This is a genomic window from Kitasatospora gansuensis (assembly GCF_014203705.1).
In the GTDB taxonomy this organism is placed as follows: domain Bacteria; phylum Actinomycetota; class Actinomycetes; order Streptomycetales; family Streptomycetaceae; genus Kitasatospora; species Kitasatospora gansuensis.
In genome coordinates, this window is sequence record NZ_JACHJR010000001.1 from 8,090,245 (window position 1) to 8,116,292 (window position 26,048).

At 72.0% G+C, this 26,048-nt stretch carries 29 protein-coding genes; 12 read left to right on the top strand and 17 right to left on the bottom strand.

The features are described 5' to 3' along the window. Window positions 1-2 precede the first annotated feature (2 nt). On the bottom strand, window positions 3-416 hold the full coding sequence (locus F4556_RS36490) for a VOC family protein (RefSeq protein WP_184923927.1): 414 nt from the start codon (window positions 414-416) through the stop codon (window positions 3-5). Between the two features lie 10 nt (window positions 417-426). Further along, entirely contained in the window at window positions 427-846 is a 420-nt protein-coding gene (locus F4556_RS36495) for a helix-turn-helix transcriptional regulator (protein WP_184923929.1), read from the bottom strand. A 303-nt stretch (window positions 847-1,149) separates the two neighbouring features. Between F4556_RS36495 and F4556_RS36500 the strand changes: the two genes are divergently transcribed. From F4556_RS36500 to F4556_RS36515, 4 genes are all read left to right on the top strand, one after another. Next, window positions 1,150-1,650, top strand: a complete 501-nt coding sequence (locus tag F4556_RS36500; protein WP_184923931.1) for an SsgA family sporulation/cell division regulator — start codon at window positions 1,150-1,152, stop codon at window positions 1,648-1,650. A 119-nt stretch (window positions 1,651-1,769) separates the two neighbouring features. After that, window positions 1,770-2,270, top strand: a complete 501-nt coding sequence (locus tag F4556_RS36505) for a SigE family RNA polymerase sigma factor (RefSeq protein ID WP_313069130.1) — start codon at window positions 1,770-1,772, stop codon at window positions 2,268-2,270. Next, entirely contained in the window at window positions 2,267-3,094 is an 828-nt protein-coding gene (locus F4556_RS36510; RefSeq protein ID WP_184923933.1) for a hypothetical protein, read from the top strand. The genes F4556_RS36505 and F4556_RS36510 overlap by 4 nt, the downstream gene beginning before the upstream one ends. Before the next feature lie 55 nt (window positions 3,095-3,149). Further along, entirely contained in the window at window positions 3,150-4,787 is a 1,638-nt protein-coding gene (locus tag F4556_RS36515; protein WP_184923935.1) for a penicillin-binding transpeptidase domain-containing protein, read from the top strand. Window positions 4,788-4,978: 191 nt separating this feature from the next. On the opposite strand, the gene F4556_RS36520 is transcribed toward F4556_RS36515, so the two are convergent. The 10 genes from F4556_RS36520 to F4556_RS36565 all read right to left on the bottom strand — a co-directional run bounded on the left by F4556_RS36520 (window position 4,979) and on the right by F4556_RS36565 (window position 16,058). Then, complete coding sequence (locus F4556_RS36520; RefSeq protein WP_184923937.1) at window positions 4,979-6,478, bottom strand: serine/threonine-protein kinase; 1,500 nt, start codon at window positions 6,476-6,478, stop codon at window positions 4,979-4,981. Beyond that, window positions 6,475-7,230, bottom strand: coding sequence for a serine/threonine protein kinase (locus tag F4556_RS36525; RefSeq protein ID WP_184923939.1), 756 nt, complete (start codon window positions 7,228-7,230; stop codon window positions 6,475-6,477). Before F4556_RS36525 ends, F4556_RS36520 begins: the two co-directional genes overlap by 4 nt. A gap of 149 nt (window positions 7,231-7,379) precedes the next feature. After that, complete coding sequence (locus tag F4556_RS36530; RefSeq protein ID WP_184923941.1) at window positions 7,380-8,000, bottom strand: TetR/AcrR family transcriptional regulator; 621 nt, start codon at window positions 7,998-8,000, stop codon at window positions 7,380-7,382. A gap of 137 nt (window positions 8,001-8,137) precedes the next feature. Continuing rightward, entirely contained in the window at window positions 8,138-9,925 is a 1,788-nt protein-coding gene (locus F4556_RS36535) for a C39 family peptidase (protein ID WP_184923943.1), read from the bottom strand. Window positions 9,926-10,071: 146 nt separating this feature from the next. Continuing rightward, the gene (locus F4556_RS36540; protein WP_184923945.1) at window positions 10,072-11,289 is read right to left on the bottom strand and encodes an FtsX-like permease family protein; all 1,218 of its coding nucleotides are present in this window, start codon (window positions 11,287-11,289) and stop codon (window positions 10,072-10,074) included. Beyond that, window positions 11,286-12,056, bottom strand: a complete 771-nt coding sequence (locus F4556_RS36545) for an ABC transporter ATP-binding protein (RefSeq protein ID WP_184923946.1) — start codon at window positions 12,054-12,056, stop codon at window positions 11,286-11,288. The genes F4556_RS36540 and F4556_RS36545 overlap by 4 nt, the downstream gene beginning before the upstream one ends. A gap of 10 nt (window positions 12,057-12,066) precedes the next feature. Next, window positions 12,067-13,794 (bottom strand): hypothetical protein, encoded by a 1,728-nt coding sequence (locus tag F4556_RS36550; protein WP_184923948.1) that lies wholly within the window; start codon window positions 13,792-13,794, stop codon window positions 12,067-12,069. A gap of 72 nt (window positions 13,795-13,866) precedes the next feature. After that, window positions 13,867-14,358: a hypothetical protein gene (locus F4556_RS36555; protein ID WP_184923950.1), complete on the bottom strand. Its 492-nt coding sequence runs from the start codon at window positions 14,356-14,358 to the stop codon at window positions 13,867-13,869. Between the two features lie 112 nt (window positions 14,359-14,470). Then, window positions 14,471-15,577 carry a hypothetical protein gene (locus tag F4556_RS36560; RefSeq protein ID WP_184923952.1) on the bottom strand — a complete coding sequence of 369 codons (1,107 nt, stop codon included), beginning with the start codon at window positions 15,575-15,577 and terminating at the stop codon, window positions 14,471-14,473. Between the two features lie 40 nt (window positions 15,578-15,617). After that, the gene (locus tag F4556_RS36565; protein ID WP_184923954.1) at window positions 15,618-16,058 is read right to left on the bottom strand and encodes a hypothetical protein; all 441 of its coding nucleotides are present in this window, start codon (window positions 16,056-16,058) and stop codon (window positions 15,618-15,620) included. A 212-nt stretch (window positions 16,059-16,270) separates the two neighbouring features. Between F4556_RS36565 and F4556_RS36570 the strand changes: the two genes are divergently transcribed. Next, window positions 16,271-17,143 (top strand): helix-turn-helix domain-containing protein, encoded by an 873-nt coding sequence (locus tag F4556_RS36570; protein ID WP_184923956.1) that lies wholly within the window; start codon window positions 16,271-16,273, stop codon window positions 17,141-17,143. A 17-nt stretch (window positions 17,144-17,160) separates the two neighbouring features. Here F4556_RS36570 and F4556_RS36575 read toward each other — a convergent pair whose 3' ends face one another. Continuing rightward, window positions 17,161-17,841 carry a hypothetical protein gene (locus F4556_RS36575; protein ID WP_184923958.1) on the bottom strand — a complete coding sequence of 227 codons (681 nt, stop codon included), beginning with the start codon at window positions 17,839-17,841 and terminating at the stop codon, window positions 17,161-17,163. A 265-nt stretch (window positions 17,842-18,106) separates the two neighbouring features. On the opposite strand from F4556_RS36575, the gene F4556_RS36580 reads away from it, so the two are divergent. Next, window positions 18,107-19,315 carry a L,D-transpeptidase gene (locus tag F4556_RS36580; protein ID WP_221503789.1) on the top strand — a complete coding sequence of 403 codons (1,209 nt, stop codon included), beginning with the start codon at window positions 18,107-18,109 and terminating at the stop codon, window positions 19,313-19,315. A 65-nt stretch (window positions 19,316-19,380) separates the two neighbouring features. On the opposite strand, the gene F4556_RS36585 is transcribed toward F4556_RS36580, so the two are convergent. Beyond that, the gene (locus F4556_RS36585) at window positions 19,381-20,292 is read right to left on the bottom strand and encodes a hypothetical protein (protein ID WP_184923962.1); all 912 of its coding nucleotides are present in this window, start codon (window positions 20,290-20,292) and stop codon (window positions 19,381-19,383) included. A 531-nt stretch (window positions 20,293-20,823) separates the two neighbouring features. Between F4556_RS36585 and F4556_RS36590 the strand changes: the two genes are divergently transcribed. From F4556_RS36590 to F4556_RS36615, 6 genes are all read left to right on the top strand, one after another. Then, the gene (locus F4556_RS36590) at window positions 20,824-21,087 is read left to right on the top strand and encodes a hypothetical protein (protein WP_184923964.1); all 264 of its coding nucleotides are present in this window, start codon (window positions 20,824-20,826) and stop codon (window positions 21,085-21,087) included. Further along, complete coding sequence (locus F4556_RS36595; protein WP_184923966.1) at window positions 21,059-21,583, top strand: DUF6879 family protein; 525 nt, start codon at window positions 21,059-21,061, stop codon at window positions 21,581-21,583. The genes F4556_RS36590 and F4556_RS36595 overlap by 29 nt, the downstream gene beginning before the upstream one ends. 22 nt (window positions 21,584-21,605) lie before the next feature. Continuing rightward, window positions 21,606-22,454, top strand: coding sequence for a helix-turn-helix domain-containing protein (locus tag F4556_RS36600; RefSeq protein WP_184923968.1), 849 nt, complete (start codon window positions 21,606-21,608; stop codon window positions 22,452-22,454). A 91-nt stretch (window positions 22,455-22,545) separates the two neighbouring features. Continuing rightward, a complete protein-coding gene (locus tag F4556_RS36605; protein WP_184923970.1) occupies window positions 22,546-22,908 on the top strand; it encodes a hypothetical protein in 363 nt (120 codons plus the stop codon). Further along, complete coding sequence (locus tag F4556_RS36610) at window positions 22,898-23,041, top strand: hypothetical protein (RefSeq protein WP_184923972.1); 144 nt, start codon at window positions 22,898-22,900, stop codon at window positions 23,039-23,041. The genes F4556_RS36605 and F4556_RS36610 overlap by 11 nt, the downstream gene beginning before the upstream one ends. A gap of 57 nt (window positions 23,042-23,098) precedes the next feature. Continuing rightward, entirely contained in the window at window positions 23,099-23,992 is an 894-nt protein-coding gene (locus tag F4556_RS36615) for an IS982 family transposase (RefSeq protein WP_184910699.1), read from the top strand. Between the two features lie 38 nt (window positions 23,993-24,030). Here F4556_RS36615 and F4556_RS38865 read toward each other — a convergent pair whose 3' ends face one another. From F4556_RS38865 to F4556_RS36630, 3 genes are all read right to left on the bottom strand, one after another. Next, window positions 24,031-24,525: a hypothetical protein gene (locus tag F4556_RS38865; protein WP_184925799.1), complete on the bottom strand. Its 495-nt coding sequence runs from the start codon at window positions 24,523-24,525 to the stop codon at window positions 24,031-24,033. Window positions 24,526-24,657: 132 nt separating this feature from the next. Then, the gene (locus tag F4556_RS36625) at window positions 24,658-24,921 is read right to left on the bottom strand and encodes a hypothetical protein (protein WP_184923974.1); all 264 of its coding nucleotides are present in this window, start codon (window positions 24,919-24,921) and stop codon (window positions 24,658-24,660) included. A 125-nt stretch (window positions 24,922-25,046) separates the two neighbouring features. Continuing rightward, window positions 25,047-25,355, bottom strand: a complete 309-nt coding sequence (locus tag F4556_RS36630; protein ID WP_184923976.1) for a hypothetical protein — start codon at window positions 25,353-25,355, stop codon at window positions 25,047-25,049. Window positions 25,356-26,048: the final 693 nt, after the last annotated feature.

Below are 26,048 nucleotides of genomic sequence, written 5' to 3' on the forward strand. Positions count from 1 at the left end.
TGCTACTTGCGGGGCTGACTGAACCGCAGCATGTTGCCGGCCGGGTCGCGGAAGGCGCAGTCGCGGACGCCGTAGTGCTGGTCGATCGGCTCCTGGAGCACCTCGCCGCCGGCGGCGCGGATGCGTTCGAAGGTGGCGTCGCAGTCCTCGGTGGCGAAGATGACGCCGCGCAGCAGGCCCTTCGCCAGCAGCTCGGCCACGGCCTCCCGGTCGGCGTCGGAGGCGTTCGGGTCGGCCAGCGGCGGTTCCAGCACGATGTCCACGTCCGGCTGCGACGGTGCCCCGAGGGTCACCCAGCGCATGCCCCCGTACCCGACGTCGTTGCGCACCTCCAGGCCGAGCACGTCCCGGTAGAAGGGGACCGCCTTGTCGTGGTCGTCGACCGCGATGAAGCACTGTGAAAGCTTGATGTCCATGCGTTTCACGCTACTTGCGGGCCGTGGCTTCTGCTTCTCCATTCCTGACCGGTCGCGTGTGGATCTTGGCGACACAGGCCGGGACGGCGGAGCCCTCGTCGTGGTCGCGGGCCCGGTACGCGCTGGGGCTCTCGCCGACCAGCTCGGTGAACCGCGAGCTGAACGACCCGAGCGAGGTACAGCCGACCTCGAAGCAGACCTCCGTCACCGACAGGTCGCCCCGCCGCAGCAGCGCCTTGGCCCGCTCGATCCGACGGGTCATCAGGTAGCTGTACGGCGTCTCCCCGAAGGCCGCGCGGAAGCTGCGGGAGAAGTGGCCCGCCGACATCAGGGCGGTGCGCGCCAGGGCCGGTACGTCGAGCGGCTCCGCGTAGTCGCGGTCCACCTGGTCGCGGGCCCGGCGCAGCCGGACGAGGTCCTCCAAGGTCATGTCTCCACCTTCCCACAGCGCCCGGCGGGTATGGCCCTTGCGAAGGAGGAGGGTTACCCCGGATCGGTTGGGTCGTTCTTTCGGTGTGCGTACTGTTACCGAGGCCAGCGACTTGGCCGTTGATGAAACGTTTCTCCGCCAAGTTCCGATCTTTGCTCACCTCGCCGCGCTCTGGGCGGCCCGTGGCTGGACGGTCCCCGGGCGGAGCGATCCGGAGTGGGAACGGCTGGTCCGGCCGCCCTGGAGCTCCCGGCCGGAACCGGACGCGGTGGGGAACCACACGTCGCCGGCGGGGTGGTGACGGTGCGTCGTCTGTCCAGGGTGCCCGTCCAGGGGCCCGGCGCTCCGACCGTCGCCACCTCGCTCGACCTGCAGCTCGTGGTGGCCCCGGGGGCCGACGTCCCGGTGGCCGCCTGTCTGCGCTACGACGTGCGGGACCCGTACGCGGTGTTCCTGGACATCCACGTCGGGCTGGACGCGCCGATCGTCTGGACCTTCGCCCGGGAGCTGCTCGCGACGGGGGTGCGGGAGTGGGCGGGCGTGGGCGATGTGACGGTCCATCCGGGGCCTGGCGGGGCGCAGCACGTCTACGTCGCGCTGCGCGGCGAGAGCGGCGGGGCCGTGCTGCGGGCCAGGAGCAGCGACATCGGGGGATTCCTGTGGCGCACCGAACGGCTCGTCCCGATCGGGTCGGAGCGGAAGCACTTCGATCTCGATCTGCTGCTGTGCCGCCTGCTCAGGCACCCCGCCCCGAGCCGGGCGGAGGGCTGCGACTGCCGCCCGCGCGGGAGCTCCGCCGAGTGACGAACCGGCCCCCGGCCCGGCGGTGGGTCGGGGGCGAAAAGTTTTTCGGGCGAGTGTGTAACGTCCTTCCGGTGTCGTGGCGTGGGTGCTGTGACAACCGAGAACGGAAGGACTGTCTGGTGGGGGAAGCACCCGCGGACTTCATGGAGTTCGCACACGCCTGCAGCGGGCAGCTGTTCCGCACGGCGTGCCTGCTGACCGGTGACTGGCACCTGGCGGAGGACCTGGTCCAGGAGACACTGGCGAAGATGTACCGGTCCTGGCGGCGGATCGACCGCACCGAGGCTCCGGTGGCGTACGCGCACACGGTGCTGACCCGGACGTTCATCTCGCAGCGCAGGCTCCGGCGCTCGGGTGAGCGGCCGACGGGCGAGCTGCCCGAGCCGGTCGGCCACCTGGAGGACCCGGCGCTGCGGATCGCGCTGCTGGGGGCGCTTGCCCAGCTCTCGGTGAAGGACCGCACCGTCCTCGTCCTGCGCTACTGGGAGGACCGCTCGGCGGAGGAGACCGCGCAGCTGACCGGCATGTCCGTCGGCTCGGTGCGGGTGCGCAGCCTCCGGGCGCGCGAGCGGCTGAGACAGGTCCTCGGCCACGACTTCGCAGAGCTGAGCCGGGCATGACGTCACCGCACCCGCAGCCCACGCCCCCCGACGGACCGGAGAGCACCGTGATCCACGAGCAGCAGTCCGACCACGAGCTGCACGACGCCTTCGACCTCACTGTGCGGGGATTCTCCCCGCACAGCCCCGATCTGATCCACCGGGCCGCCGTCCGAGGCCGGCGGCTGCGCCGGATCCGGCAGGCCCAGCTGTCGGTCGCCGCGGTGCTGGTGGTCGGGACGACCGGGCTGGGCCTGAGCCTGCTGGGGTCGGCCGCCGCCCCCGGGCCGCTCCCGCCGGCCGCGGTGAGCACCTCGCCCGGCCCGGTGCCGAGCAGCACGGCGCCCGTGCCGCCGACCGACTCGGCGCAGCTGCTGGAGCTGCTGCGGGGGAAGCTTCCGTCCGGCCTGAAGCTCGGTGCACCGTGGCGGGTGGACCCGGGCGGGCAGTGGCCCTCGGGTCAGCCTTCCCGGGTCCTGGCCGCCGGCTTCGCCGTCACCAAGGGCAGCGACCGGGGCGGTGTCGGGATCACTTTCTCCCGAACCTCCCTGCTCTCCTCCGCCAACTGCGCGGCGCCCGTCTGCACCGCGACCCGGCAGCCGGACGGCACGAAGCTGACGGTCCGGCAGCTGACGGGCCCTTCAGGGGACCAGAACCGGAGCGCGGTGCTGGAGTGGCCGGACGGGTCGCAGGTGATGGTGGCTGCGAGCAATGATCCCGGCAAGGAGGAGGCGGACGGGACGCGGTCCTACACCAACGCTCCGCTGCTGAGCCTGCCCGAGCTGTCCGCGATCGCCCTCGATCCGGCCTGGCGGCAGGTGGTGGCGGGTCTGCCCGCCAAGTGACTGGCTCGGCTCACAGATTTTTCTCTTCACGTACGGATTAGCGGGGGATTTCGAGATGCAGAACGGTGCCAAGATCGGTATCGCGGCAGTGACGGCGGCCATGTTCGCGGGCGGCGGCTATGCGGCGTACGCCTTGGTGAGCGATGTCGCCGGGGGTTCGGCCCCGAAGGGCCCGAAGGCCGAGAAGGTTCTCGCGGTGGTCGCCGAGGCGCCGTCGGCGGAGGTCGCGGCGCAGGGTGCCTCGGCGTTCCTGGCCGCCTGGGCGAAGGGCGACTACGAGGAGGCCGGGCGGCACACCGACAAGCCGGAGGCGGCGATCGTCGCGCTGACGAAGTTCCGGGACACCTTGAAGCCGACCCTGGTGGGGCTGACCCCGGGCGGCCCGGCCGCCTCCGGTACGTCGGCGGGCACCGCCGTGCCGCTGTCCTTCCACGCGAAGGTGGAGCTCACCGGCGCGGCCAGCGCCTGGCAGTACGACGGCACGGTCGCGATGGTGAAGCTGAACGACGGCCGGGCCGTCGTGCACTGGGAGCCGAGCGTCGTGCACCCCAAGCTGGACGGTACGAAGGTGCTGGCCGTGCAGCCGATCTCGGCGGCGCCGTCGCAGGTGGTGGACCGCAAGGGTCGTCCGCTGACGGAATTCCCTTCGGTGCAGGCCGTGTTGGGGCAGATCCGGTTCGAGAGCGAGGGTACGCCGGGGAGCGGCGGCACCGGTGTGGTGGTCACCCAGCCGGGCGGTTCGGGTGCGGCCGAGCGGCTGTTCGTCATCACCGAGCCGAAGGGCGGCACGCAGCAGAAGCTCACCCTGGACGCCGACCTCCAGCGGGCCGCCGAGGCGGCGGTGAAGGAGCAGTCCGGTGCCGCCTCGATCGTGGCGATCGAGCCGAGCACCGGGCAGGTCCTGGCGCTGGCCAACAACCCCACGCAGGGGCAGAACCGGGCGTTCGGCGGCGCCACCGCGCCCGGCTCCACCATGAAGGTGCTCACCGCCGCCGCGCTGCTGGAGGCCGGTATGACCCCGGACACTCCGCTGGCCTGCCCGAAGACCACCAACGTGGCCGGTCGCGCGGTGCCGAACGACTTCCCGGACGAGCGGCTCGGCAACACGCTCAAGGACGACTTCGCGCAGTCCTGCAACACCGCCTTCCTGGACGCCGGTCAGGCCAGGCTCAAGGCCGGCACGCTGCCGACCCTGGCCAAGGAGGTCTTCGGTCTCGGCCTGGTCTGGCAGACCGGCCTCTCCGCCTTCGACACCAAGGTGCCGCTGGAGTCCGACCCCGCGCAGACCGCCATGGCCTACATCGGGCAGGGCCGGATCCAGACCAACGCCCTGGCGATGGCCTCGGTCGCGGCGACCGTGCAGAGCGGTACGTTCCGGCAGCCGATCCTGGTCCCCGGCCTGGCCCAGCCCAAGGCGGCCCGCTCGCTGAACGGCACGGTGCTCGGCCAGCTGCAGTCGATGATGCGGCGCACCGTGCAGAGCGGCACCGCGCAGGGAGCCATGGGCGGCATCCCCGGCGCGGGCGCGAAGACCGGCACCGCCGAGGTCAACGGCCAGACCGCGGCGAACAGTTGGGTCACCGCGTACGCGGGCGACCTGGCGGTGGCCGCCGAGGTCCAGAACGGCGGCCACGGCGCGGCCGCCGCCGCACCCGCCGCCGCCAGGCTGCTCAAGCTCGGCAACAAGGGCTGATCACGGGCGGTCTGCGGCGAGCGGCACTGCCATCCCGGAGGGCGGCTGGCAACCTGCAGAAATGCAGGTACCGCGCGCCGTCGCAGTGTTCGATCATGAGGGCCGACACCTGCTCGACCAGGAGCCGGTAGCGGGCACCCGGGCCGGGTCCTTCCGTCACGGGGGTGCGGAGGGCCTCGGCCCGGGCCGGGTCAGCCGGCTGCGGCCGGGGTCGGGGAGACGGGGGCCGGGGAGGTGGCCGAGGCCGGGCAGACCGGGGCCTGCGGGTCGTCCCGGGTACGGACGGCCGGGAGCCAGGCGTAGTGCTCGGGGATCGAGTCGAGCCAGACCCGGTACCAGCGGGGGGTGCCGATGCCGTTCTCGTCCTCGACCCGGTCGCCGTCGTTGATCACGCAGTCGGTGAGCAGGACGTCGTCGTGCCAGACCCGGTGCGAGACCACGTTGCCGGCGGCGTACTTGCGGTGCGGGTCGCGGGCCAGCCCGAGACTGCAGGCGGGCACCCGTTCGGTCAGGTCCTTGCAGTTGCCGTCCATGTTGTAGACCCGGATCGGCTTGGTGGCGGCCACGGTCGGCCCGGTCCCGGCGTCGCCGGATGGCCAGGCGATCCAGGCCGCGGTGACGGCGCCCGCGAGGAGTACGGCGCCGAGGACCGTCCACGGCCCCCGGCGCAGCACCCGGCGGGGGGCCGGGGCGGTCTCGGCCGCCGCGGCGCGGATCCGGGGGAGCAGGGTGTCCATGGTGTGCCGGGCCCGCTCGGCCGGGTCGGCGGCCAGGCAGTCGATCAGCACGGCGTGCCAGGCGGGCGGGAGTTCGGCGGCCAGCCGGAGCCGGCCGCGCCCGGTGCCGTACTCGTGCACGGCGGCAGCCCGGGCGGCCGGGGTGCCGCCGCCGAACGGCAGGGCGCCACCGGTGAGGAGCTGGTGGGCGGTGATCCCGAAGGCCCAGATGTCGGTGCCGGGGCGGGTCATGACGCCCCGTTCGCTGAGCTGCTCGGTCCGGCGCTCCGGGGGGAGGTAGTCGGGGGAGCCGAGCGGCGGCGCGTAACCGTGGGTGCCCTCGATCCGGGCGGCGAGCCCGAAGTCGGCGAGCCGGGCGGTGCCGTCGGCCATCAGCAGGATGTTCGCGGGTTTGAGGTCGCCGTGGACCCAGCCGGAGGCGTGCAGGTGGGCGAGCGCCTCGGCGATCTGGATCAGCAGCGGGCCGGCCTCCGGCAGCCCGGGCTCCGGGTCCTCGCCGTCCTGGCTCAGTACGTCGTCCGGTACGCCGTCCCGGCCCGGCTGGTCGCTCCGGCCGAGCGCGTCGAGCAGGCTGCGCTCGGCGAGCTCCATGATCAGCGCGATCGCGCCGTCCAGCGACGGGGTGTCCGGGTCGGAGACGATCTCGGTGCCCAGCACCCGGATCAGGTGCGGATGGTCGGTGGCCCGGCTGAACGCGACCTCGCGGTCGGCGGTCTCGGCCAGTGCCCTGGCCTGGCGCGGGGCGAGCCCGGTGGTGGAGAGGAACTTGACGGCGGCCTCGGCCGGTTCGCCGTCGGGGACGGGGCCGACCCGCCGGGCCAGGTGGACGCTGCCCCAGCCGCCCGCGCCGAGGAAGCCGGTGACCTCCCAGTCACCGACCCGGTAGCCGGGCGGGACGGCCACCGCGCCGTCGGGCAGCGGCCGGCCGGCAGCGGGTACGGGACAGTCGTTCATGAGTTCTCCAGGCGGGTCGCCGGACGGGCGGGGAGCAGTGCGAGGTGGTCCTCCCGGACCAGCCCGAACCTGAGCGCGAGCGAGACGACGGCCTCGCGTTTGCCGTCCATCCGCCGCCCGCCGCTCTCCGGCTGACGGACCCGCAGTTTGTTGCGGGCCAGGTAGTCGATGTGAAAACTGACGGTGGGTTCGGAGATCCCCGGGCAGGTGTCGTGCGTCCGCAGCCGCTCGACCACCTGGCGGGTGGTGGGCACCGCCGAGGCCGACATGTCACGCAGCCGGGGTTCGCAGAGGGCCACCAGCACGAGGAAGTAGGTGGCCGACTCGTCCAGCGGGAAGGCCATCAGGGTGGCTGGACCGGCGGACTGCGGGAGCGGGGGCGCGTCGTAGTAGGTGTGCGCCGGTGCGTACACCTGGAAGCTCTGCGTGGCGCCCTGGGTGGGCAGCACCACCCGGGCGAACTCGAACGGCACGGGTGCGCCGATCCGGCGGGGCGCGATCCGGATGTACTCGCCGGCGCCCTCCGGGTTCTCCACCACGTAGCTGAGCGAGGTGCTGAAGTTGCTCAGCTGCCAGTGGTCCTCCGAGGCCCGGATCTCACCGGCCAGCCGGGGCACGGCCGGGTCGGGCAGCGTGATCTCGACCGGACGGTCCGCGCTGCCCCGGCCGAACCGGGCCACGTCGCCCGGGCCGAGCTCAAGGCTGACGGCGGTGCCGTCGGCCGCGGCCACGTGCACCAGGACGCTCCCCATCCCCCCACCTCTCCCGCCCACGGGTACGCGTGTCGGCCCATCAGCCGGGCGAAGACCTGTCAGGGCGCAATCAGAATCGACGCTGTGTCGAAATTAATCAACATGATGCACACCACAGGTTTGGCGGCGTCCCGTCAGGGTCCTCGCTGTCAGGCGGGCGTGGCGGCGTAGACGGCCCGTTGGACGACCGTCTCCAGCAGTTCGACCACCGCGGCCTCCGCCTCGTCCCCCGGCGCGCCGAGCGGTGAGGTGGCCAGCACCGCGAAGGTCAGCTGGTTCAGCGCCCGGGCCAGGGTCTCGGCCGGCGGCGGACCGGCCGGAGCCCTCCCGGCCGCCCGCTCACGGCGGATCAGGGCGGCGGTGAGGTCGATGCAGTCGCCGAGCATCCGGGCCCGGAGCGGGGCGAGCACCGGGTCCGGCGCGGGGTCCAGCAGGACCTGCCGGAGCAGGTCGCGGTGCTCGCGCCAGACGCCGACGCTCCTGCGCAGCGCGGCCCGCAGCGGTTCGGGGCCGGGACCGCCGCCCTCGCTCCAGGACACCAGCGCCTGGCTCAGCTCGGCGGCGACCGGCGCCAGCAGCCGGGCCACCACCTCGGACTTGGAGCCGAAGTAGAAGTAGAAGGACGAGCGGGAGATCCCGGCCGCCGCCGCGAGACTGTCGATGCTGATCTGGGCGATCGGCTGTTCGGCGACCATGGCGGCGGCCACCCGCAGGATGGTCTGCTCCCTCAGGTCACCCTTGCTCGGCCCGCGCCTGCGCCCACCAGTCATCGGCCAATCGTACGAGTGCGTGCCACCGTCCGGAACGGTGCCTTCCGGAGTGGCCCACTTCGGCCGGTCAGCACGCCGAGCCCGCCCCCGGAGGACGGGAGCGGGCTCGGCGGGACGGTTCGACGGTGGGTCAGGCGTCAGGGCCTGGGCTCCAGGCGGTTGACCGTCAGCGTGTCGCAGTCCGGCACGTTCGGCAGCCAGGCGGGGCCTTCGACGTAGATGTTGGTGATCCAGCCGTTCAGGGCGGGCAGGTAGGACCAGGCGTCGTTGGTGGTCCCCTCCGCCGACACCGTCTGCGCGTGCGACTGGCAGCCGACGAAGACGGTGCTGCCACCCGCCACGGTCCCGACCACACTGCTCGAAGTCGACGGCTGCGAACGGACGTTGGCGCCGCCGCCCCAGGTCCGCTGGTTACCGCCGCTCGGGCCGCCGAGGGAGCCGGCGCACTCGGGGACCCCCGGGATCCAGGCCGGTCCCTCGAGGTAGATGTTGGTGATCCAACCGCCCCGGTCGGGCAGGTACGACCAGGCGTCGTTCACGGTGCCCTCGGCCGAGACCGACTGCCCGTGCTTCTGGCACTGGACGTTCACACTGCTGCCGCCCGGCAGCGTGCTGAGCACGTTGCTCGCGGTGCTGGGCTGGGACCGGACGTTGGTCCCGCTGCCCCAGGTGCGGACCGCGCCGCCACCGGTGCCGGTGCCGCCGGCGCACTCGGGTACGCCCGGGATCCAGGCCGGTCCCTCGACGTAGATGTTGGTGATCCAACCGCCGAGGTCGGGCAGGTAGGACCAGGCGTCATTGGTGGTCCCCTCGGCGGTGACCGCCTGGGCGTGCTTCTGGCACTGGATGTTCAGCGTGGTCCCGCCGGGCAGCGACTTCAGCACGGCACCCGAGGAGCCGGGCAGGGAACGGACGTTGACGGTGTCCCAGGTCCGGTACAGGGTGCCCGTGGTGCCGCCCATCCCCGGTGGGCAGAGGGGGATGCCGGGGAGCACGGCCGGCCCGTACAGATAGATGTTGGTGATCCAGCCCCGGTACTCCGGCAGGAAGGACCAGACGTCGTTGCTGGTGCCCTCGGCCGAGACCAGCTGCGCGTGGCGCTGGCACTGGACCTTGACGACGGCGTCGTGCTGGAGGGTGTTCAGGACGGTGCCGTTGGTGCCGGGTGCGGAGCGGACGTTGGCGCTCTGGCCCCACATCAGGAAGCTGCCGCCGGACGGTACGACCGGTCCGGTCTCCGGGCCGAGGCCGGACGCGGAACCCGGCGCGGGGTGAGCGGCGTAGCCCTTGCCGCGCATCCACACCCCGACGTCGTCGGTGGCGGCGGTCCACTCCTTCTCGGTCTGCGCCCAGTCGTCGCGCAGGCCGCCGCCGGCGCCCGCGGCGCTGTCGACCACCCGGAGCCGGCGGCCGAAGTCGAAGTACCCGACCACAGTGACGTAGTGGTACACCTCGCGGTTCGGCCAGTTCGGCGGGTGCGAGCCCGGCAGACCGACCAGGTTCACCACGACCGGGTAGCCGTGGTCGATGTTGTAGACGACGTCGTTGCGCCAGGCTTGCGACTGGGTGGCCGTCATCGGTGAGTTGACCGTCATGGCGTGGTACCAGTCGGTGTTCCCGTAGGTGTTGAGACCCCACATGATCTGACGGACCGAATCGGTGCCGCCGGTGTTGGTGGTCAGGGTCGCGGCGATCTGGTTCTGGCCGGGCGGGACGGCCTTGAGCCGGCGCTGCAGCGCGGTCTGGACCGCGGCCGGACCGCAGTAGTACGGCTTCTCCTCGCCGAACCAGTCGCCCGCGATGTAAGCGCTGGCGTTGCCGCTGTCCTCGGCCGCGGCACGGGTGGCAGGCACGGCCGCGAACAGGGCGGCGAGCAGGAGGATGAGTACCAGGTAGGGGTCTCTGGTGAGGGCAGGTCGGTGCATGGACGGTCTCCGGGGGGTTGTCATCGGAGACATGTCTACGGGCGGCGGGGCGGCTCGGGAAGCTACGACCTTGTAGGGCCGACCTGGTCAGGGGCCTCGGGATGACCGTGATCTGGCGGCGGTCCGGGGAGCGGGAGCGGCCGGGCTCACCACTCCTTGATGGCGTCGCCCGGGGCCAGGCGGGCGGCGCGGTGGGCCGGGTGCCAGGCGCCGAGCAGGGTGATGGCCAGGAGGAGTGCGGTGAGGGCGGCGAGCAGGCCGGTGGTGGGGAGGGGGAGGTGGTGGGGCAGGTAGGGCGCGAGTGAGGGGTCGTGGCGGAGGGCGGTGGCGGCGGCGGTCGCCCCGGTGAGGCCGAGGGTGATGCCGGCGGCGGCCGAGAGGGCGGTGACCAGGGCGGTCTCGGCCAGGAGCATGGTCAGGACGTGCCGGGTGCCGAAGCCGACCGCCTTGAGGATGCCGACCTCGCGGGTCCGCTGCCGGGCCAGCGCGCCGGTCAGGACGACCGTGCCGAGCAGGGCGAGGACGGCCAGGACGGCCAGCAGGGCGCGCCCGGCCAGCCGGATCAGGTCGAGGGCGGCGGGCAGTTCGGTGAGTTCCTGCTGGGTGGAGACGGCGGCGTAGCCGGCGGTCTGGACGGCGTGCAGCAGGGCCGGGACGTCCTGGGCGGTGCGGGCGACGACCGTGATCCGGCCGTAGCCGACGGTGTCGAGGTAGTCGGTCTCGGGGACCCCGGCCCTGGCGGCGGCCCAGCGCAGCACGGTGGAGTCGTTCGTGTAGGCGGCGTCGGGGCCGTCGAGCTGCCACCCGGGGTCGAACAGGCCGACGACGGTGACGGTCGCGCTGTCGCCGGTGCCTTCCCCGTCGCCGGTCTGGCGGGTGGTGGTGACGGTGAGGGTCCGGCCGAGCAGGGGAGAGAGGTCGCTGCCCTGGCTGCGCCGGGGCAGGACGATCTCGCCGTCGGCGAGCGGGAACAGCGCGGCGCGGGTCGAGGCCAGCACCGGCGGCGGCTGGGAGGCGCGGGCGGTGGTGGCGTACAGCAGGACCCCGGCGACGGTGTCGTCCTTGTAGCCGAAGGAGACCTGGGCGCGCGGCTCGACGGATTCGGCGGCGGGCAGGGCGGCGAGCGTCCGTACGGTGGCGGCGCTCAGGGGCTTGGCGTCGGCGCGGTCAGGCAGCCGGTCGACGACCACGCTGCGGTTGGCGGTGGCCTCGCGGACCCGGTCGCGGGCGGTGGTCTCGGCCTGGTGGGTGATGCCGAAGGCGGTGACGCACAGGGCGGTGGTGACGGTGAGCAGCAGGGCGAGGCCGAGGAAGCGCCGCCACAGGGCGAGCACGTTGGCGGCGGCGAGGGCGAGGACGTTCACCGGGCGGTCCCCTTCCGGGCGGAGCGGCCGGCCGACTTCGGGGGCCTGGCGGGCTGGGCCCGGCGGGCGGAGCGGGTCCGGCGCGGCGCGCGGTCGGTCATGGTCAGCACCTCGTCGGCGACGGCGGCCACCGCGGCGCTGTGGGTGACCAGGAGGACGGAGCGGCCCTCGTCGGCGACCTCGCGCAGCAGGGCGAGCATCCGGCGCTCACTGGCGGTGTCGAGGTTGCCGGTCGGCTCGTCCGCCAGGACGGTGCCGGGGTTGTTGATCAGCGCGCGGGCCAGGGCGACCCGCTGCTGCTCACCGGCGGAGAGCTCGCCGGGGCGGTGGCCGGTCCGGTCGGCCAGGCCGACCCGGTCGAGCAGCTCGACGGCGCGGCGGCGGCCGTCCGCGGGGGCACCCGCCCAGGGCAGGGCGGCATTGCGCAGCGCGGTGTGCTGGGGCAGCAGGTTGAAGGAGTGGAACACGAAACCGAGGGCCGAGCGCCGGAGCCCGGTCCGGGCGCGGTCGGAGAGCGACCAGGCGTCCTGGCCGTCGATCCGGACGCTGCCGCGGTCCGGCGGCAGCAGGAGCCCGGCGATCTGCAGCAGGGTGGTCTTGCCGGAGCCGGAGTGCCCGACCAGGGCGGTGATCCGACCGGGCGTCAGCTCCAGCGTCGCGTCGTCGAGGACCGGGACGCGCTGCCCGTTGAGGGTGTACGACTTGGAGAGTCCGCGCGCGCTCAGGTGCGCGGTGGGTGCGCTGGGTGCAGTGGGTGCGGTGGTCATTGACGGGTGCTCATTTCCTGCCGGTGGCGGGGGTGTCGAAGGGCGGGAGGGGACTGCCCAGCTGGATCCGGAGCTTCCAGGCGGCCCAGGTCGCCTTGAGGTCGCACCCCGGCTCGGTGGTGTCCGCGCGGTAGAGGTCCGGTAGTTGGGCGCAGCCCCGGTACGCCTCCGCGCCGTGGCCGACGGCCGCCCGGAGCCGGTCGTCGGTGCTGCCCCCGGCGAGCAGGTAGGCGCGGGCCACGGTGGCGTACCCGCCGACGGAGGTGAACCGTTCGGGGGCGGTCGCCCAGGGCTGTAGTGCCGCGGCGGTGACCCAGGCCGCGGCGGGGGAGTGGCGGGTGTCGGTGGTCGCGTCGTGGATGTCGGCGAGCGTGGTCACCAACGTGGCGGCGGCCGTGGCCCGTTCCGGGGTGTCCAGCGCCCACGGGGTGACGGCCGGGTCCGCGGGCACGGCGTCGAGTTCGGCGCAGGCCAGGGCCGCGCGGGACCACGGTTCGGCGGTCTCGGGGGTGACCTCGCCGGGCACGGCCCGGCCGTCGCCGCACAGCGCGCGGGTGGCGGCCGTCGCCTGGTCCGGGCCCGCGAACTTGAGGGCGGCCGCGACGGAGAGCCGGACGGCGGGCGAGGCCATCTTCTGCGGGTCGGCCGCCACCTCACGCAGCGCCTTGGCCTGGGCGGCGTCCTCGGTGGGCTCACCGGCCAGCGCCCGCAGCCGCAGCCCCCACAGCGCCGCCTCGGGGCTGCCGGTGTACGCGCTCGGGTCGCGCACCGTCCCGTCGGGCAGGGTGTCGCGGTCCAGCCGCGCCGCGACCGCCCCGAGTGCGGCCGGAGTGGCGCCCGCAGCCCGTGCGACGGCGGTGGCGAGGTAGAGGTCGCGGTAGCCGAGCGAGTCGGCGTTGCGCCGCAGCACCTCGGCCCACACCCCGGCGTCGAGGCCGGACGGGCGGCCGGTGGCTTCGGCCAGCCGGGTGCCGGCATAGCTGTCCAGCAGCACCTGGTAGCGCTGACCCTCCGCCACGGTGGTGGGATCGGTGGCCGGGGCGGGCCGGACGGCGGTGAGCGGCGGCGGGAGCCGTTCGCCGAACAGGCGCAGGGCGTGCGCCAGTTCGGCGGCTTCGGCCGGGGAGGGGGCGGCGCGGGCGGCGTCCAGCAGCCAGGGCAGGGTGGCGGTCCGGTCGGCGGCGGTGAGCCCGTCGGCGGCCCGGATCGCGTCCAGGGCCGCGGCGGTGGCGGCGGCCCGGCGCAGGGTGTCCTGCCCGGTTGGGGACAATTCCTGCTCCGGGCCCGGGTCCTCGGCCGGCTCCGGCTCCGGGTCGGCGAACCAGCCGCCGGGGGTGCGCAGGGCCCGCAGTTCGACCGCGTCCTGCGGGGTGAGCAGACCGCCGGCCCCGGCGGTGGCCAGTGGGGCCAGCCAGGAGCGGCCCCACAGCGGGGAGACGGCCAGCGCGTCCGAGCGGAGGAACGCGGCGGACTTCTCACTGAGCGTCAGACTGGTTTTGCCGCCGAGCAGTTGGCGGATCCTGACGGCGTACGAGTTGTCCTCCGCGCCGCTCGGCTCGTCGCGCAGGAACGGCGGGTAGTACAGGCCGTTGGCGGAGCTGGTCAGCCGGGCCAGCTCCCGGGTGACCGGCCCCTGGCCGGCGGACGGGTCGGACGTACCGCAGCCGGCGGCGAGCAGGCAGCCCGCGAGGGCGAGCAGCGGCCCGCGCCACCTGCGGGTGAGGGGGTGTCTGGTCATGGCAGTGCCCAACTCCAGGGACGGGGACAGAGAAAGGGCCGGGGGCGGACGCCGCCCCCGGCCGGGGCACTGCTAGAAGGCGCCAGCGTAGACGCACTTCTCCGAGACGTTGATCGAGGAGGTCACCTGGCCGGAGCCGCAGCTGCGCACGGAGACGTACGAGGTGATCCCGCCCGGGTGCATCGAGCCACTGGTGTCGGAGATCCAGGTGTTGGTGTTGCGCCAGCGGACCTCGCCGAGCGAGCGGCTCTTCATGGTCAGGGTCGCGCTGGGGGCCTTGGAGATCTTGATGCTGGCGCGGATGCCGTGCGCCTCGAGCTCGGCGCGGTTCTGGATCGACTTGGCGCGGGCCGGGCTGTTGCCGAGCAGCTTCGTCGAGGCGGACCAGCTGCAGTCGCTCTGGTAGACGCCGCAGTGCCAGGCGTTCACCTGCCACCGGTCGCCGCCGGGCAGGTTCCAGGTCCCCGAGCCGGTGGTGGCACTGGCCGGGGTGGCCGCGAAGGCCAGGCCGAACAGGGCGACGACCGCGGTCAGGAGCTGGGCCGCGCGGATGGTTATACGCATGAGGTGTTCCTCCATCAGATGTGGTGGTGCGTGGATGTGCGGATCGGGACGTGCGGGCCCCAGGCGGGCGGCCCACGGGCGGACGGTGTTGCCGGGGAGTGCCGACGGACGGTCATCGGCGGCTCTGCGCGGCGGTTGTGGCCGGGGTCGTGCAGTGCGTGGCCGGTGCCGAGCCCGGGCCCAGCACCAGCAGGCAGCCCGGCGAGACGTACTGGGCGTCGGTCGCACCGGGGTACCGGCCGAGCTCGGCGCCGGCGGTGTCCAGCACCAGCACCCCGGCGTCGGTCGGCAGCGCGACGGCCGTGCCGGCCGGGTCGAGTTCGGCGGCGTGGATTCCGGCGGTGGTCCGGGTCCACCGGAGCCGAGCTGTGGCGTCCCACAGTTCGGTGACGGTCTGCTCGCCCTCGCCCTCGCCCTCGCCGCCGGTGAACCGCTGCACGAGCAGCTGGTCGCCCGCCGCCGCGCAGTGCCCCACCTCGCCCACCGGTACGGTGAGTTCGCCGCCGCCCGCCGCGCTGCTCCGGCGTACGTCGGTCGGCCCGTACCGGACCGCCTGGTCGCCGGAGGGGGTGAGGCAGGCGCCGCGGATCCCGCCGGTGGCGGCCTCCGAGACCTCCCACCGCTCGGCCGTACGACGGACCGTCAGTTCGCTCGACCGATCGGGCCCGGCCGAGAGGACGAGCAGTCCGTGCCGGCGGTCCGCCGCCCGGTACAGGTGCGGATCACCGCCGTCCACCACCCGGACCTCGACGCTCCCGGGGGCCCGGGCCTCGATCCGGGTCCGGCCCGTACCGGTGTCCGAGGCCGTCAGGAGGTGCTCGGGGTCGCCGGCCCAGAGCACCACCCCGCCGACCGAGGGGTCGGCCGCGGACCGGTCGCCGACCTGCCAGACGGCCGGGGCCGCGGCGGTCCCCGGGCTCGCGCCGGAGCCCACGGCATCGGGGCAGGCGGCCAGGCAGGAGACGTACAGGCGGTCGGCCAACTCCCGGTTGCGCCAGCGGATTTCGCCGTCCGCGCCGTAACCGACCACCTCACCCGCTCCCTCATCGAGCACCAGCGAGCCGTGTTCGTCGGCGTCCAGCACGACCGGGCGCGGGCCGGCTGCCGGGGCCGGGCCGCCCTCGCCCGGCGGCCGGGACAGGGCGAGCGCCGTACCGGCGGCGAGGACCGTGGCGACCGTCAGCAGCAGGACTGCCGACCGTCGTCCGGGCGGTTTCATCGGAGCACTCCTTTCCGGTGCCGGGACGCGGTGCGTCGGCCTACCAGCCGAGGCGGGCGACCGCCGTGCAACTGGCCGACGACCTTCCCGGGACGGGGAAGGTGCCCTTCGACTGCACGGTCGGCCGCTGGGCGAGCGGGACGGAACGGGCCGGTACGTGCACGCGGTAGACCCCGTAGCTGGGGACGTGGGCGGCGGACCAGGACCAGAGCGTGGTGCCGCTGCCGGTGCGCTCGGCGAAGGACACCGAGTTGTTGGTGCCGGCCCGGCCGGAGATCCAGTAGGTCAGCGGACCGCCGATGGTGACCTGTCCGTGCGACGGCACCGCGTAGGTCCATTTGCTGTGCAGCACGGAGCCGGCGACGGCGCAGTCGACCGGTTTCTCGGCCGCCTGGGCCGTGGCCGGTACCGCGATCAGTACCCCCACCGTCGCGGCGGCTGTCGCCGCGACAGCGGCGAGCCGGTGCATGCGTGTCCTCATCGCGTCCTCCTCGTGGTTGCGTCCCGTCCGCTGCGGACGGGATCACCGGCGGCCCCAATCCGTCCGGGGCGGCCTCGATGTGACCAAGCGTCAGCTCGGCGCGGCAGGGTTGGGTAGAGTCGAACGGACAAGCGGGACGGGGCGGGACGGGCACTGCCCTGACCTGCGGGGACGCCCGTCCCAGCGGGACGCGAGCGGGACGGAGAACGTCCATGGGACAGTGGCAGGCGCTGCCGCCGGGCACCACACCCGAACTGCGCCACCTGGTGCTGCGGTTGCGCGACCTCAAGGACCGCAGCGGCCTCGGCCTGGCGGCGCTCGCGACCAAGACCGCATGCAGCAAGTCGGCATGGAGCCGCTACCTCAACGGGCAGGCCTTTCCGCCGCGCGAGGTGGTCGCGGCGCTCGGCGCCGTGGTCGGAGCCGAGCGGGAGCGGCTGATCGCCGCCTGGGAGTTGGCGGACCGGGCGCGGAGCGAAGCGGCGCCGCCCGCCGTCGGGACGGCGACCGTGGAACCCGCGCCGGCGCCGGCAGGGCGGGACGCGGGGGAGAGTGCGGCGCTCCCGGCCGGGGACTCGGCGGCGGGGCGGTCGGGTCGGGGCCTTGTGGTCGGGGCGGTGTTGGCGGTGGTCGGAGCGGTGTTCGCCGGGGTCGCGTTGGCCGGTGTCCTGAACGGCCCGGGAGCGTCGGAGGCCCGGGACGGCGTCCCGCAGGCCGCGTCGGCCGAGGGCGGGACGGCCGGGCCGTGCCACGCCGAGTCCTGCGCGGGGCGGGACCCGGTGGCGAGCGGATGCGATCTGGACGCGGTCACCACCGGCGCGGCCCAGGTGGCCGCGGCCCGGGTGGTGCTCCGCTTCAGCGCCTCCTGCCAGTCCGAGTGGGGCGAACTGACGAGCGCCGCGCTGTACGACCGGATCACCGTCACCGACGCGCAGGGCCGGACCGCCGACGCCAAGGTCCGGTCCGGAGCGGCCGTGGCCACGCCGATGCTCGCCGCCACGACCGGGCAGCACGCCGTCGCCTGCGGACACCTGTCGGCCAGTCACGGCGCGGAGGGCTGCACCTCCGCACCGACGGTTCACTGACGGACCGACAGCGGCGGCTACTGCTTCAGCACCTTGGTCCAGGTGACGGTCTTGCCGAAGACGTAGAGCGTGGTGGCGATGCCGATGGTGCCGGCCAGCAGGAGGACGGGGCCCCAGTTCGAGGGGTTGTAGCCGCAGAACGTCCGGAGCGGAGTGCCCGGCAGGGAGAGCGCCCAGATCAGGAACGCCACCGATCCGGCGAGCACCTCCACCCAGGGAAACATGAACGGGATGGCCGGGGTGGCCTCCACCTGCTTGCGGTAGCTCAGCCCGATGGTCAGCGCGACGGTGGCCAGGAAGAGCCCGAGCAGCCACCACCACCGGGCCGAGAAGTCGGCCTGGCAGGCGAGCCCGCCGGCCGGTGCCTTGGCCTCGCCCAGCGCGGTGTCGACCGCCACGTACAGGGCCAGCGTCTCGGTCGGCACGAAGCTCACCAGCTGGGTCAGCGCACTGGGGCCCACGCTGGACGGAGCCTCGGCCGCAGCGGCCGCTGCTGCGGCGGCTTCGGTGCCCGCGGCGACGGCTGCCTCCGTGCCCGCCGCGACCGCGGCTTCCTTGTCCTTGCCGGCCTTGGACGCGTCCACGGCGGCGGCCGCCGCCGTCTCGACCGCCGAGGAGAGGCCGGGCACCGCCTCTGGTGTGGTCGGGGTGGGCGCCAGTCGGAGGGCGCTGGACTCTGCGAGGGAGGAAACACTCATGTCCGGCTCCAGTGAGTCGTGCTCGACGGCGCGGACTTCCAGGCTGGGCCGACGGGCCGTCAGTTCCCGGGCGGCGGGGCCGCAGGGTCACCCGGACGGCCGCGGATCCTGGCAGGCGGGTTCCTCGCGTGGAGAACCGGAGCCGAACCGTGACCTCCGGGCGCGACCTTTTCGGCCCGATGGAGCGTGTAAAGATCTGAGAGGTCGATCATGAGTGGATCGGTCTGCCGGGTGGAGTGTTGGGGGAGTGGCGAAAGTGAAGTCGATGCGCAGGGGCCTCGCGGTGGGGGCGCTCGGTGGCGCGCTGGTGCTGATGGCCACGGCCACGGGGTGCAGCGAGGGCAAGAGTGCGGCCGCGCCCGCCGCGGGCAACGCCGCGGCGGCCCTGCCGAGCGCCCCGCCGGCCAAGCCGACCGGGTCGGCCGCCGTGGTCTCGATCGAGCCGGCCAACGGCGCCAAGGACGTCAAGCCGGCCGGTGCGCTGAAGGTGTCGGCGACGGGCGGCAAGCTGACCACCGTCAAGGTGACCGGCCAGGACGGCAAGGAGGTGCCCGGCGCGGTCACCGCGGACGGCCTCGGCTGGGCCCCGACGGCCGGCCACCTGGAGGTCTCCTCGACCTACACGGTGAGCGCCCGGGCCGCCGACGCCTCGGGCGTGACCGCCACGGCGGAGAGCAGCTTCAGCACGCTCACCCCGACCAAGGACGCGGGCACGAGCGACAACATCAACGACGGCCAGTCCTACGGCGTCGGGATGATCGTCTCGGTGAGCTTCGACAAGGCGGTCAAGGAGAAGGACGCGGTCCTCAAGGGCATCACCGTCGAAGCCTCGGACGGCACCGTGGTCAAGGGCCACTGGTTCGGCGACAACCGGCTGGACTTCCGGCCGGAGAAGTACTGGACCCCGGGCACCAAGGTGACCGTCCACCGCCGCCTGAAGAGCGTCGAGACCGCACCCGGCGTGTACGGCGGGGCCGACAAGGACGAGCCGTTCACCATCGGCCGCTCCCAGATATCCACCGTGGACCTGAACTCGCACCGGATGACCGTGGAACGGGACGGCCAGGTCACCGACACCGTCCCGATCACCGGCGGCAAGTCGGGCTTCGACACCTGGGGCGGCGTCATGGTCGCCGAGGCGATGGAGGGCACCACCCGGATGACCTCGAACGGCGTCACCCGCGCGGGCTCCGGCGACGAGTACGACCTGGTGGTCCCGCACGCGATCCGGCTCACCGACTCCGGCACCTACGTGCACGGCAACTACTGGAGCGGCTCGATCGGTTCGGCCAACGGCAGCCACGGCTGCATAGGCGTCCAGGACGTCGAGGGCGGCAGCGACGGCTCGCGGGCCGGCAAGTTCTACAACTCGACGATCGTCGGCGACGTGGTCAAGGTGGTCAACTCCAAGGGCGACACGGTCTCCCCGGAGAACGGCCTCAGCGGCTGGAACGTCCCGTGGGGTTCCTGGTAGCAGCTGTAGCTTTTAGGGCGGCCCCGCAGGTCGGGGCCGCCCGTTTCCGCTGACCGGGTGTCAGCTCAGCGCTTCGCACCCGTGGTGTCGGGGGTGATCCCCAGCTGGGGCAACCACTGGCTGCAGTTGTCGCACGGGGTCCGCTTGACCCAGTACCGGCCCGAGCGTCCCTCGGCGTCCATCGCGCCGATCACCGCGCCGGTGACGTTGCCCGGTGCGCGGGTGAACGCGTGCCGGATCTGGTCCGCGGTGGTCAGGTTCCGGCTCCGGGCGTAGACGTCCAGCGCGTGCACCTCGGCGCAGCCGGAGACGGTCCACTTCTCCAGCCTGGTCACCAGCTCCTCGAGCAGGTCCTTGGTCGCGTCGGACACCGTGCGGCCGTCGTTGTCCCCCCGGTAGAGGACGCCGCCGATCACCAGGTAGGCCCGAACCGTCGGCTCGGTCCCGGCGGGCGCGGGCCGGCCGATCACCCGGCCCAACTGCTCGGTGAGCACCTGCTGATCGGTCGGCGGCACCTTCGGGGCGGGCGGCTTCGGCAGCAGGGCGGCCGCCTCGGCGTCCAGCACGGCGAGCTGGGTGGCCAGCCGCCAGCGCAGGTCCTCGAAGGCCTCGCGGACGTCGCTCTCGGCCTGCAGCCAGGCACCCACGGCCGCACGCGCCTTCCGGCCCGGCAGCCGCTCGTGCCCCGTCGACACCCGGCGGATCTCCTGGACCAGCTTCTCCAGGCTCACCCGCAGGTAGTCCGGAGTGCTGTCCTCGTTCAGCGCCTTGTCGTACCGCAACTCGGTGACGGCCCGTTGGGCGATCCCCTCCACCAGCTCGAGGTCGGCCAGACTCTGAGCATCGTCGAGCACGGGCGCCGGCCCCCCGACCGGGCGCCGCAGGTAGATCTTGTGCAGCTCGGACAGGCCGGCGAGCACGGCCTTGACGTTCTTGGTGATCAGGGCGGCCCTGTCGATCCTCGGCTCCTGGTACATCTGTGTCCTCCCCTGGCGACTCCGAGCCAGCGACGATAGTCCGGCCGGCTGGCCCGCGAGGGGAGGGCCGCTCAACTCCGTGCTGTCAATCGGCCGTTGTGGCCAGGCGGCGGAGACAGTCGGCGACTGGCCGCCCCGTGGCGGATCAACCGGCCGCTGGAGCGGGAGAGTTCACCGGCCCATCGACATAAGGGCGGTCGCCGACAGCACAGTGGTAGCAGCGCGGCGCATCCACGCGCGCCACCGGTACCGGCCAGTTCGAGTCATCCGCCGAGGCTATCGCGCCGTCGCGCGCGGGGGCCCGGCCACCCAGGGCGAAGGTGCCGAGAAAAAGCTTTTCTTGATCATCTTCGGGTGCCGATTCACCGTTCGCCACTTTGCATTCTTCTCATTCATGGGTGGCATTAGTGCAGCAAATTCAGCGTCCAGCCAAGTTGGCCGAAACCCAGACGGGCCGTACGTGCACAGGCCACCATGTCCGGAGCACGTGCCATGCAAGATCATGCAAGCGATGTGCCAGGAGGGACAGCGATGGCGCTACGGTTCGTGGGAATCGACCCCAACACGGGCAAGGATCAGAGTCCGACCGTCTGGGTGGACGAAGACCAGGGCGATGTGATCGTGCAGACGTACTTGGCCGACCAGGAGTTGATCGACCAGGTCCTGGCCGCCGGGCACGGGCCCGACCACGACAACAACATCCCCGCCCACGAGGCGGTGTTCCGTATCCCGGCCCACATGTGGCCGATTCTCAGGAAGGCGTGCGATGCCGCAGAGCGTGCCCAGCTTCTATGAACTGTTGGGTGCTGCCCAGCACTCGGCAGTCCACCTGGAGATGCGGGATCAGTACGGCATCATGGAGGAGTCGGAGGAGATCGTCCGGTGGCGACGTGGTGAGGCAGTCGATGTCGACCCTTACTCGGAGTACTGGAGCGACTGGACCGAGGCCATCCAGGGGGCTGTCGCGCGCGGTGTCACCGTTCGGCGGGCCCGGATCATCTCCGAGCCGGTCTCGGAGTACATCCGCTACGAGCACCACATCACTCAGGTGAACGTTGCGGCCGGTGAGTTGGTGCGCTGGCTGCCGCGAAGCCAGGCGTCGGACATCCCGCTTCCCGGTAACGATTTCTGGCTGTTCGACGGGAAGCTCGTGCGCTTCAACCTCTTCGACGGCAACGGCGCCGGCCTCGGCCCGCAGCACACCGAGGAGCCCGCGGTAGTCCAGCTCTGCACAACTGCCTTCGAGTCCGTGTGGGCTCGGGGCATCGACCACGAGAAGTACTCCGTCTGATCGACTGACGGACCACCAGGCCATGCCCCTTTCACCATCGTCCAGTGCCCAGAGCGCCCGCGAAGCCGTTGCAACCCGGCTCAAGGAGGTGCAGAAAGATGCTGATCTGACGGGGCATGGCCTGGCGCTGCGCTTGGGCTGGAGCGAGTCCAAGGTCTCCCGGATCGCCAATGCCCGGACCCCACCCTCCGACGCGGACATCCGCGCGTGGTGCGACGCCTGCGGAGTCCCTGAGCAGGCGGCTGACATCGTCGCCGCCAACCGCCAGGCCGGCGAGATGTACGTGGAGTGGAAGCGCCTTCACCGCTCCGGGATGAAGCACGCTCAGGAGTCAGTCCTCCCCGTGATCAAGGGCAGCCGGCACATCGGGGTGTACTGCTCGAACGTGACTCCGGGGATGCTGCAACGGCACGCGTACGCCCATGCGCTCATGTCCACGATTACCGAGTTCCAGCAGACTCCGGACGACGTTGACGATGCCGTGGAGAGCCGCCTCAAGCGCAGCCGCTATCTGTTCGAGGGGACTCGCACCTTCGCCTTCGTGCTGGAGGAGACCGTCCTCCGGTACCGCGTCGGCGATCGGGCTGCGATGGAGGATCAACTCCAGTACCTCCTTGAGGTGATTGGCGCAGCCCGCGTCAGCTTCGGGATCATCCCCTTCGGGGCGCAGCGCAAGATGTGGCCTCTCGAAGCCTTCTCCCTCTTCGATGACCGGCAGGTCAATGCCGAGCTGCTGTCCGCCGCCGTCACCATCACGGCGCCGGGCGAGATCGCTGCTTACCTCAAGGCGTTCAAGATCCTGTCGTCCATGGCCGTCTACGGGGCGCAGGCCAAAGCCCTGATCCGGGCTGCGCTGTCCTCGCTCGAATGAACCTGTGCAAGACCGTGCAAGATTGTGGAGCGTGACTTACCGCTACTCCTAACGTCTGTGCTGTCACCAAACGCCCAGCGACGGAGGCCCGATGACCCGCGCCACCCTCCCCCGGCCCATGGCTCCTGCGGTTCCGATCGTCTTCCGGGAACCCATCCCCGAGGCCGACCCCGCAGCGTGGCGGCCGGCCGTGGGCGCGCTCATGTCGGATCTTCGAGGCCCGACGCCGTACCGCACGCCGCTCCAGGTGCTCGAAGTTGGGCACTACGCCTGCACGTTGGTGATGTGGTCCGGCGTCAGCAGCCGCCGAATCACCCGACTGTACGTGGAGCTCGAACCGTACGGATACGGCGACAGGGAGCTGTTCGGCTACCCCGCCGAGGAGGAGAGCGACGATGCCGACCACCGCGGACAGCTCACGGATCTCGATCAAGGTGTACAGCGTGCGGCCTGACGGTCCGCCGATCGTCCGCTCCAACCGGCAGTTCTTCGAGGACGGCTACTCGCTCAGTGGCATGAAGGAGTACCCGCCGTGCGAGTGCCCGCAAGCCCCGGCCTGCCGCCCCGTGCAGAACAACGTCCACTAGACGAGTAGATCCGAAGTTCGGTCCCGCCAAAGGGTTGAGGGCGTCCAAGATCAGTTTGTGACGACCGACCTGAACACCCTCTTGACCGCACTTTACGTGAAGATCGACGACGAGATCGGAGGAACGCGATGGCTGGGCCGCCCGCCCCTGCTCAGCGACTCTGAACTCGTCTGCCTCGCGGTGGCCCAGGCCCTGCTCGGGTACCACTCCGAGGCCCGCTGGCTGCGCTACGCGCACAAGCGCCTGTCCGGCATGTTCCCGTACCTTCCCCAGCGCGCGGGCTACAACAAGCGACTCCGTTCGGCACTGCCGCTGGTAAAGCGCGTGATCCGGGAACTGGCCCGGGATAGCGACTTCTGGACGGACACGGTGTGGATCACCGACTCCACGCCGGTGCCGTGCGGCATGTCGCGCCCGACCGTCCAGCGTTCGAACATGGCGGGCTGGGCCGGCTACGGCTACTGCGCCTCTCACTCCCGCTTTTTCTGGGGCCTTCGTCTGTATCTCGTGTGCACGCCGGCCGGCATGCCAATCCTGTGGGCGCTGGCGAACCCGAAGCTGGATGAGCGGGAGGTGCTGGCCGCGATGCTCGAAGTCGATGCGGAGCTGGTCGCCCGCCGCGAGGGCATGGTGCTCATCTCGGACAAGGGCTTCGCCTCGAAGACATTCGAGCGTGAACTCGCCGAGCTCGGCGTCGAGTTGCTGCGGCCCTCGTTCAAACGCGAGAAGAAGCGGTTCGGCGAGCCGATGCTCAAGAAGGTCCGCCAGCTGATCGAGTCGGTCAACGACACCCTCAAAGGGCAGCTCGACCTGGAACAACACGGCGGGCGGACCTTCGAGGGCGTCGCGATCCGGGTGGCCCAGCGAGTCCTGGCGATGGCCACCGCCATCTGGCACAACAACCGGACCGGCGCACCCGTCACGCGCTCGCTGATCGCGTTCGACCACTGACGGCATCCGGCAGTGACCGCAGGCAGGCTCTCGCCGAGTCAGAGGACCTCGGCCTGCTCTGGGGTCACGCAGTATTCGTGGTCGCCAACCTGCACGATGTAGCCCTTCGGTGGCTCCAAGGACGTCGTCCACCAGACCCCGGCGACCTCCCCGACAGCTTCCGTCGTCTCGCTCGGTGAGTCCGACTCAGTGCGGATTCGGACGCGGGTTCCGTCGGGCAGGTCGCTGCGATAGCGGGGCGGCATGTCGGGATGGAGTCGTCCCCTGGGGATCAGGAACTCCGGCCGTAGCCCCCAGGGACTGCCGTCCTCGGTCTCCACCGAGTAGATCGGCCCGACGTGGCCGTCGCGCTCGTCCTGCTTGATGACACACCCAACGACCACACCACGGCTGCCCACGATCTCCGGCCCGAGCCAACCCAGACTCGGAACTGGCGGATGCGGCGTCGTCAGTTCCACCAACTCGCCGTAAGCCAGGGTGGCCTGCTCTGGCCAGGGAGTCTCGTCCAGCAGCCACTGTTGCTCGACCGTCATGAGCCCCTCCATTTCATGACCTCGGTGGACCCACCAAACCATAACCGCGAGGTGATTGGCCTGATCGGTCTGGCCGGTCCTTCAACCGCGCGATCATGAGACTTCGGCCACCGTCACATCGGATCTACTCGTCTAGTGGATGACGACCAGAACAGGCGCCGGCTCGAAGCCTGCTACTACATCGTGCTTGGTCTCGGCGGTCTCGGCCTGATGCTCGGCATACTCCTCCGCCAACCCCAACTCTCCGGCCTCCGTGGGCATCCCCCGGCTCGCGGCCGTCGGCGTCGTACTGGCCGGCCGGGGCGGGGCCCGGATGCTCAGCATCCTCAACATCACGCTCTCGCGGTTCACGGTGCTCGCCCAGCTGATGCTGGCGCCGCTGCCGCCGCTGGTCACGCGAACAGCTGAGCCGGTGGCTGCGAGAGCATCCCGGTGTCGAGGTCGCCTGCCGCGACGGATCGCTCTCCTACCGGCAGGGATCGCCGACGGCGCCCCGGTAGGTATCGCACGGGGCTAGCGCGTCAAGCTGACGGGGCGAGGCCGCTGTTGGCGATGCGGGTCCAGAGGGTGTGGTGCCAGTCGTTGGCGTCGGGAGCGGGCTTGGCGGTCAGGACCGGGTTCGGGCCGGTCTCGATGAGGTGCAGCAGGGTCCAGGCGACGCCGTAGCAGTCGTCCGGTCCGAAGCAGGCGACCAGTGCTTGGGCCTCTTCGCCGGTGACGGGCTTGGCGATGGCTTCGAGCTGCTCGACTCGCCGGTCGATCTCCTCCTCGTCGGCGTCCCAGTCGGGGAGCGGGCCGTCGGCTGCGAAGGTCTGCACTTCTGGTCTCATCCGCGAATGATCGACCGTTGCGGCTCGCTGGGGCAAGGTGTTCTGGCGGGTCACGCGGCAACTGCCTCTGCCAGCGGGGCGGCCGTGGGGAAGGCGGTGTGCTCGTCGAACCGGTCGTGGTGCGCGCTGGCCGACGCCGGCCGTTCTCACAGCTCCGTGGCCTCGGCCTTGGCCGCCGCACGGTGGGGAAGGACGTCCGGGCCCGCACCTGGCAGGAGGTCGTGCGGCGGCGCCGCGACGCCCGTCCACCCTCAACCCCTACCTCGACCACCTGCGTCAGCGCTGGGACGAAGGCGAGCGCAACGCGATGATTCTTCATCAGGAACTCGTGGGCAAAGGTTTCCTGGGGCACTGTCAGCGCGTGAAGATCGCCCTCGCACCGCTCAGGCGCGGCCGGCCTCTGGACGAGCCCCGTGAACGCCCGGAACTCAAGCTCGCCACGACGCGGTCGCCCAGTGAATCACCACCAGCTACAACTTCGGAGTCAACGAGGGCCAGATCACTGACGTAAAACTCCAGAAACGCATCGTGGGAGGCCGCGCTGGCGACCCACTCTTCCGCCAACGAGTCGTACTGATCGCCCGCCTACGCCGCCGATACGTCGGCCTGCCAGCCACCGACCCGGGATGATCTCCGGCTACGAAAGTCTTGCCAGAGCCACTTTCAGCTGTACGCCGACACCCCGGGGCCGTA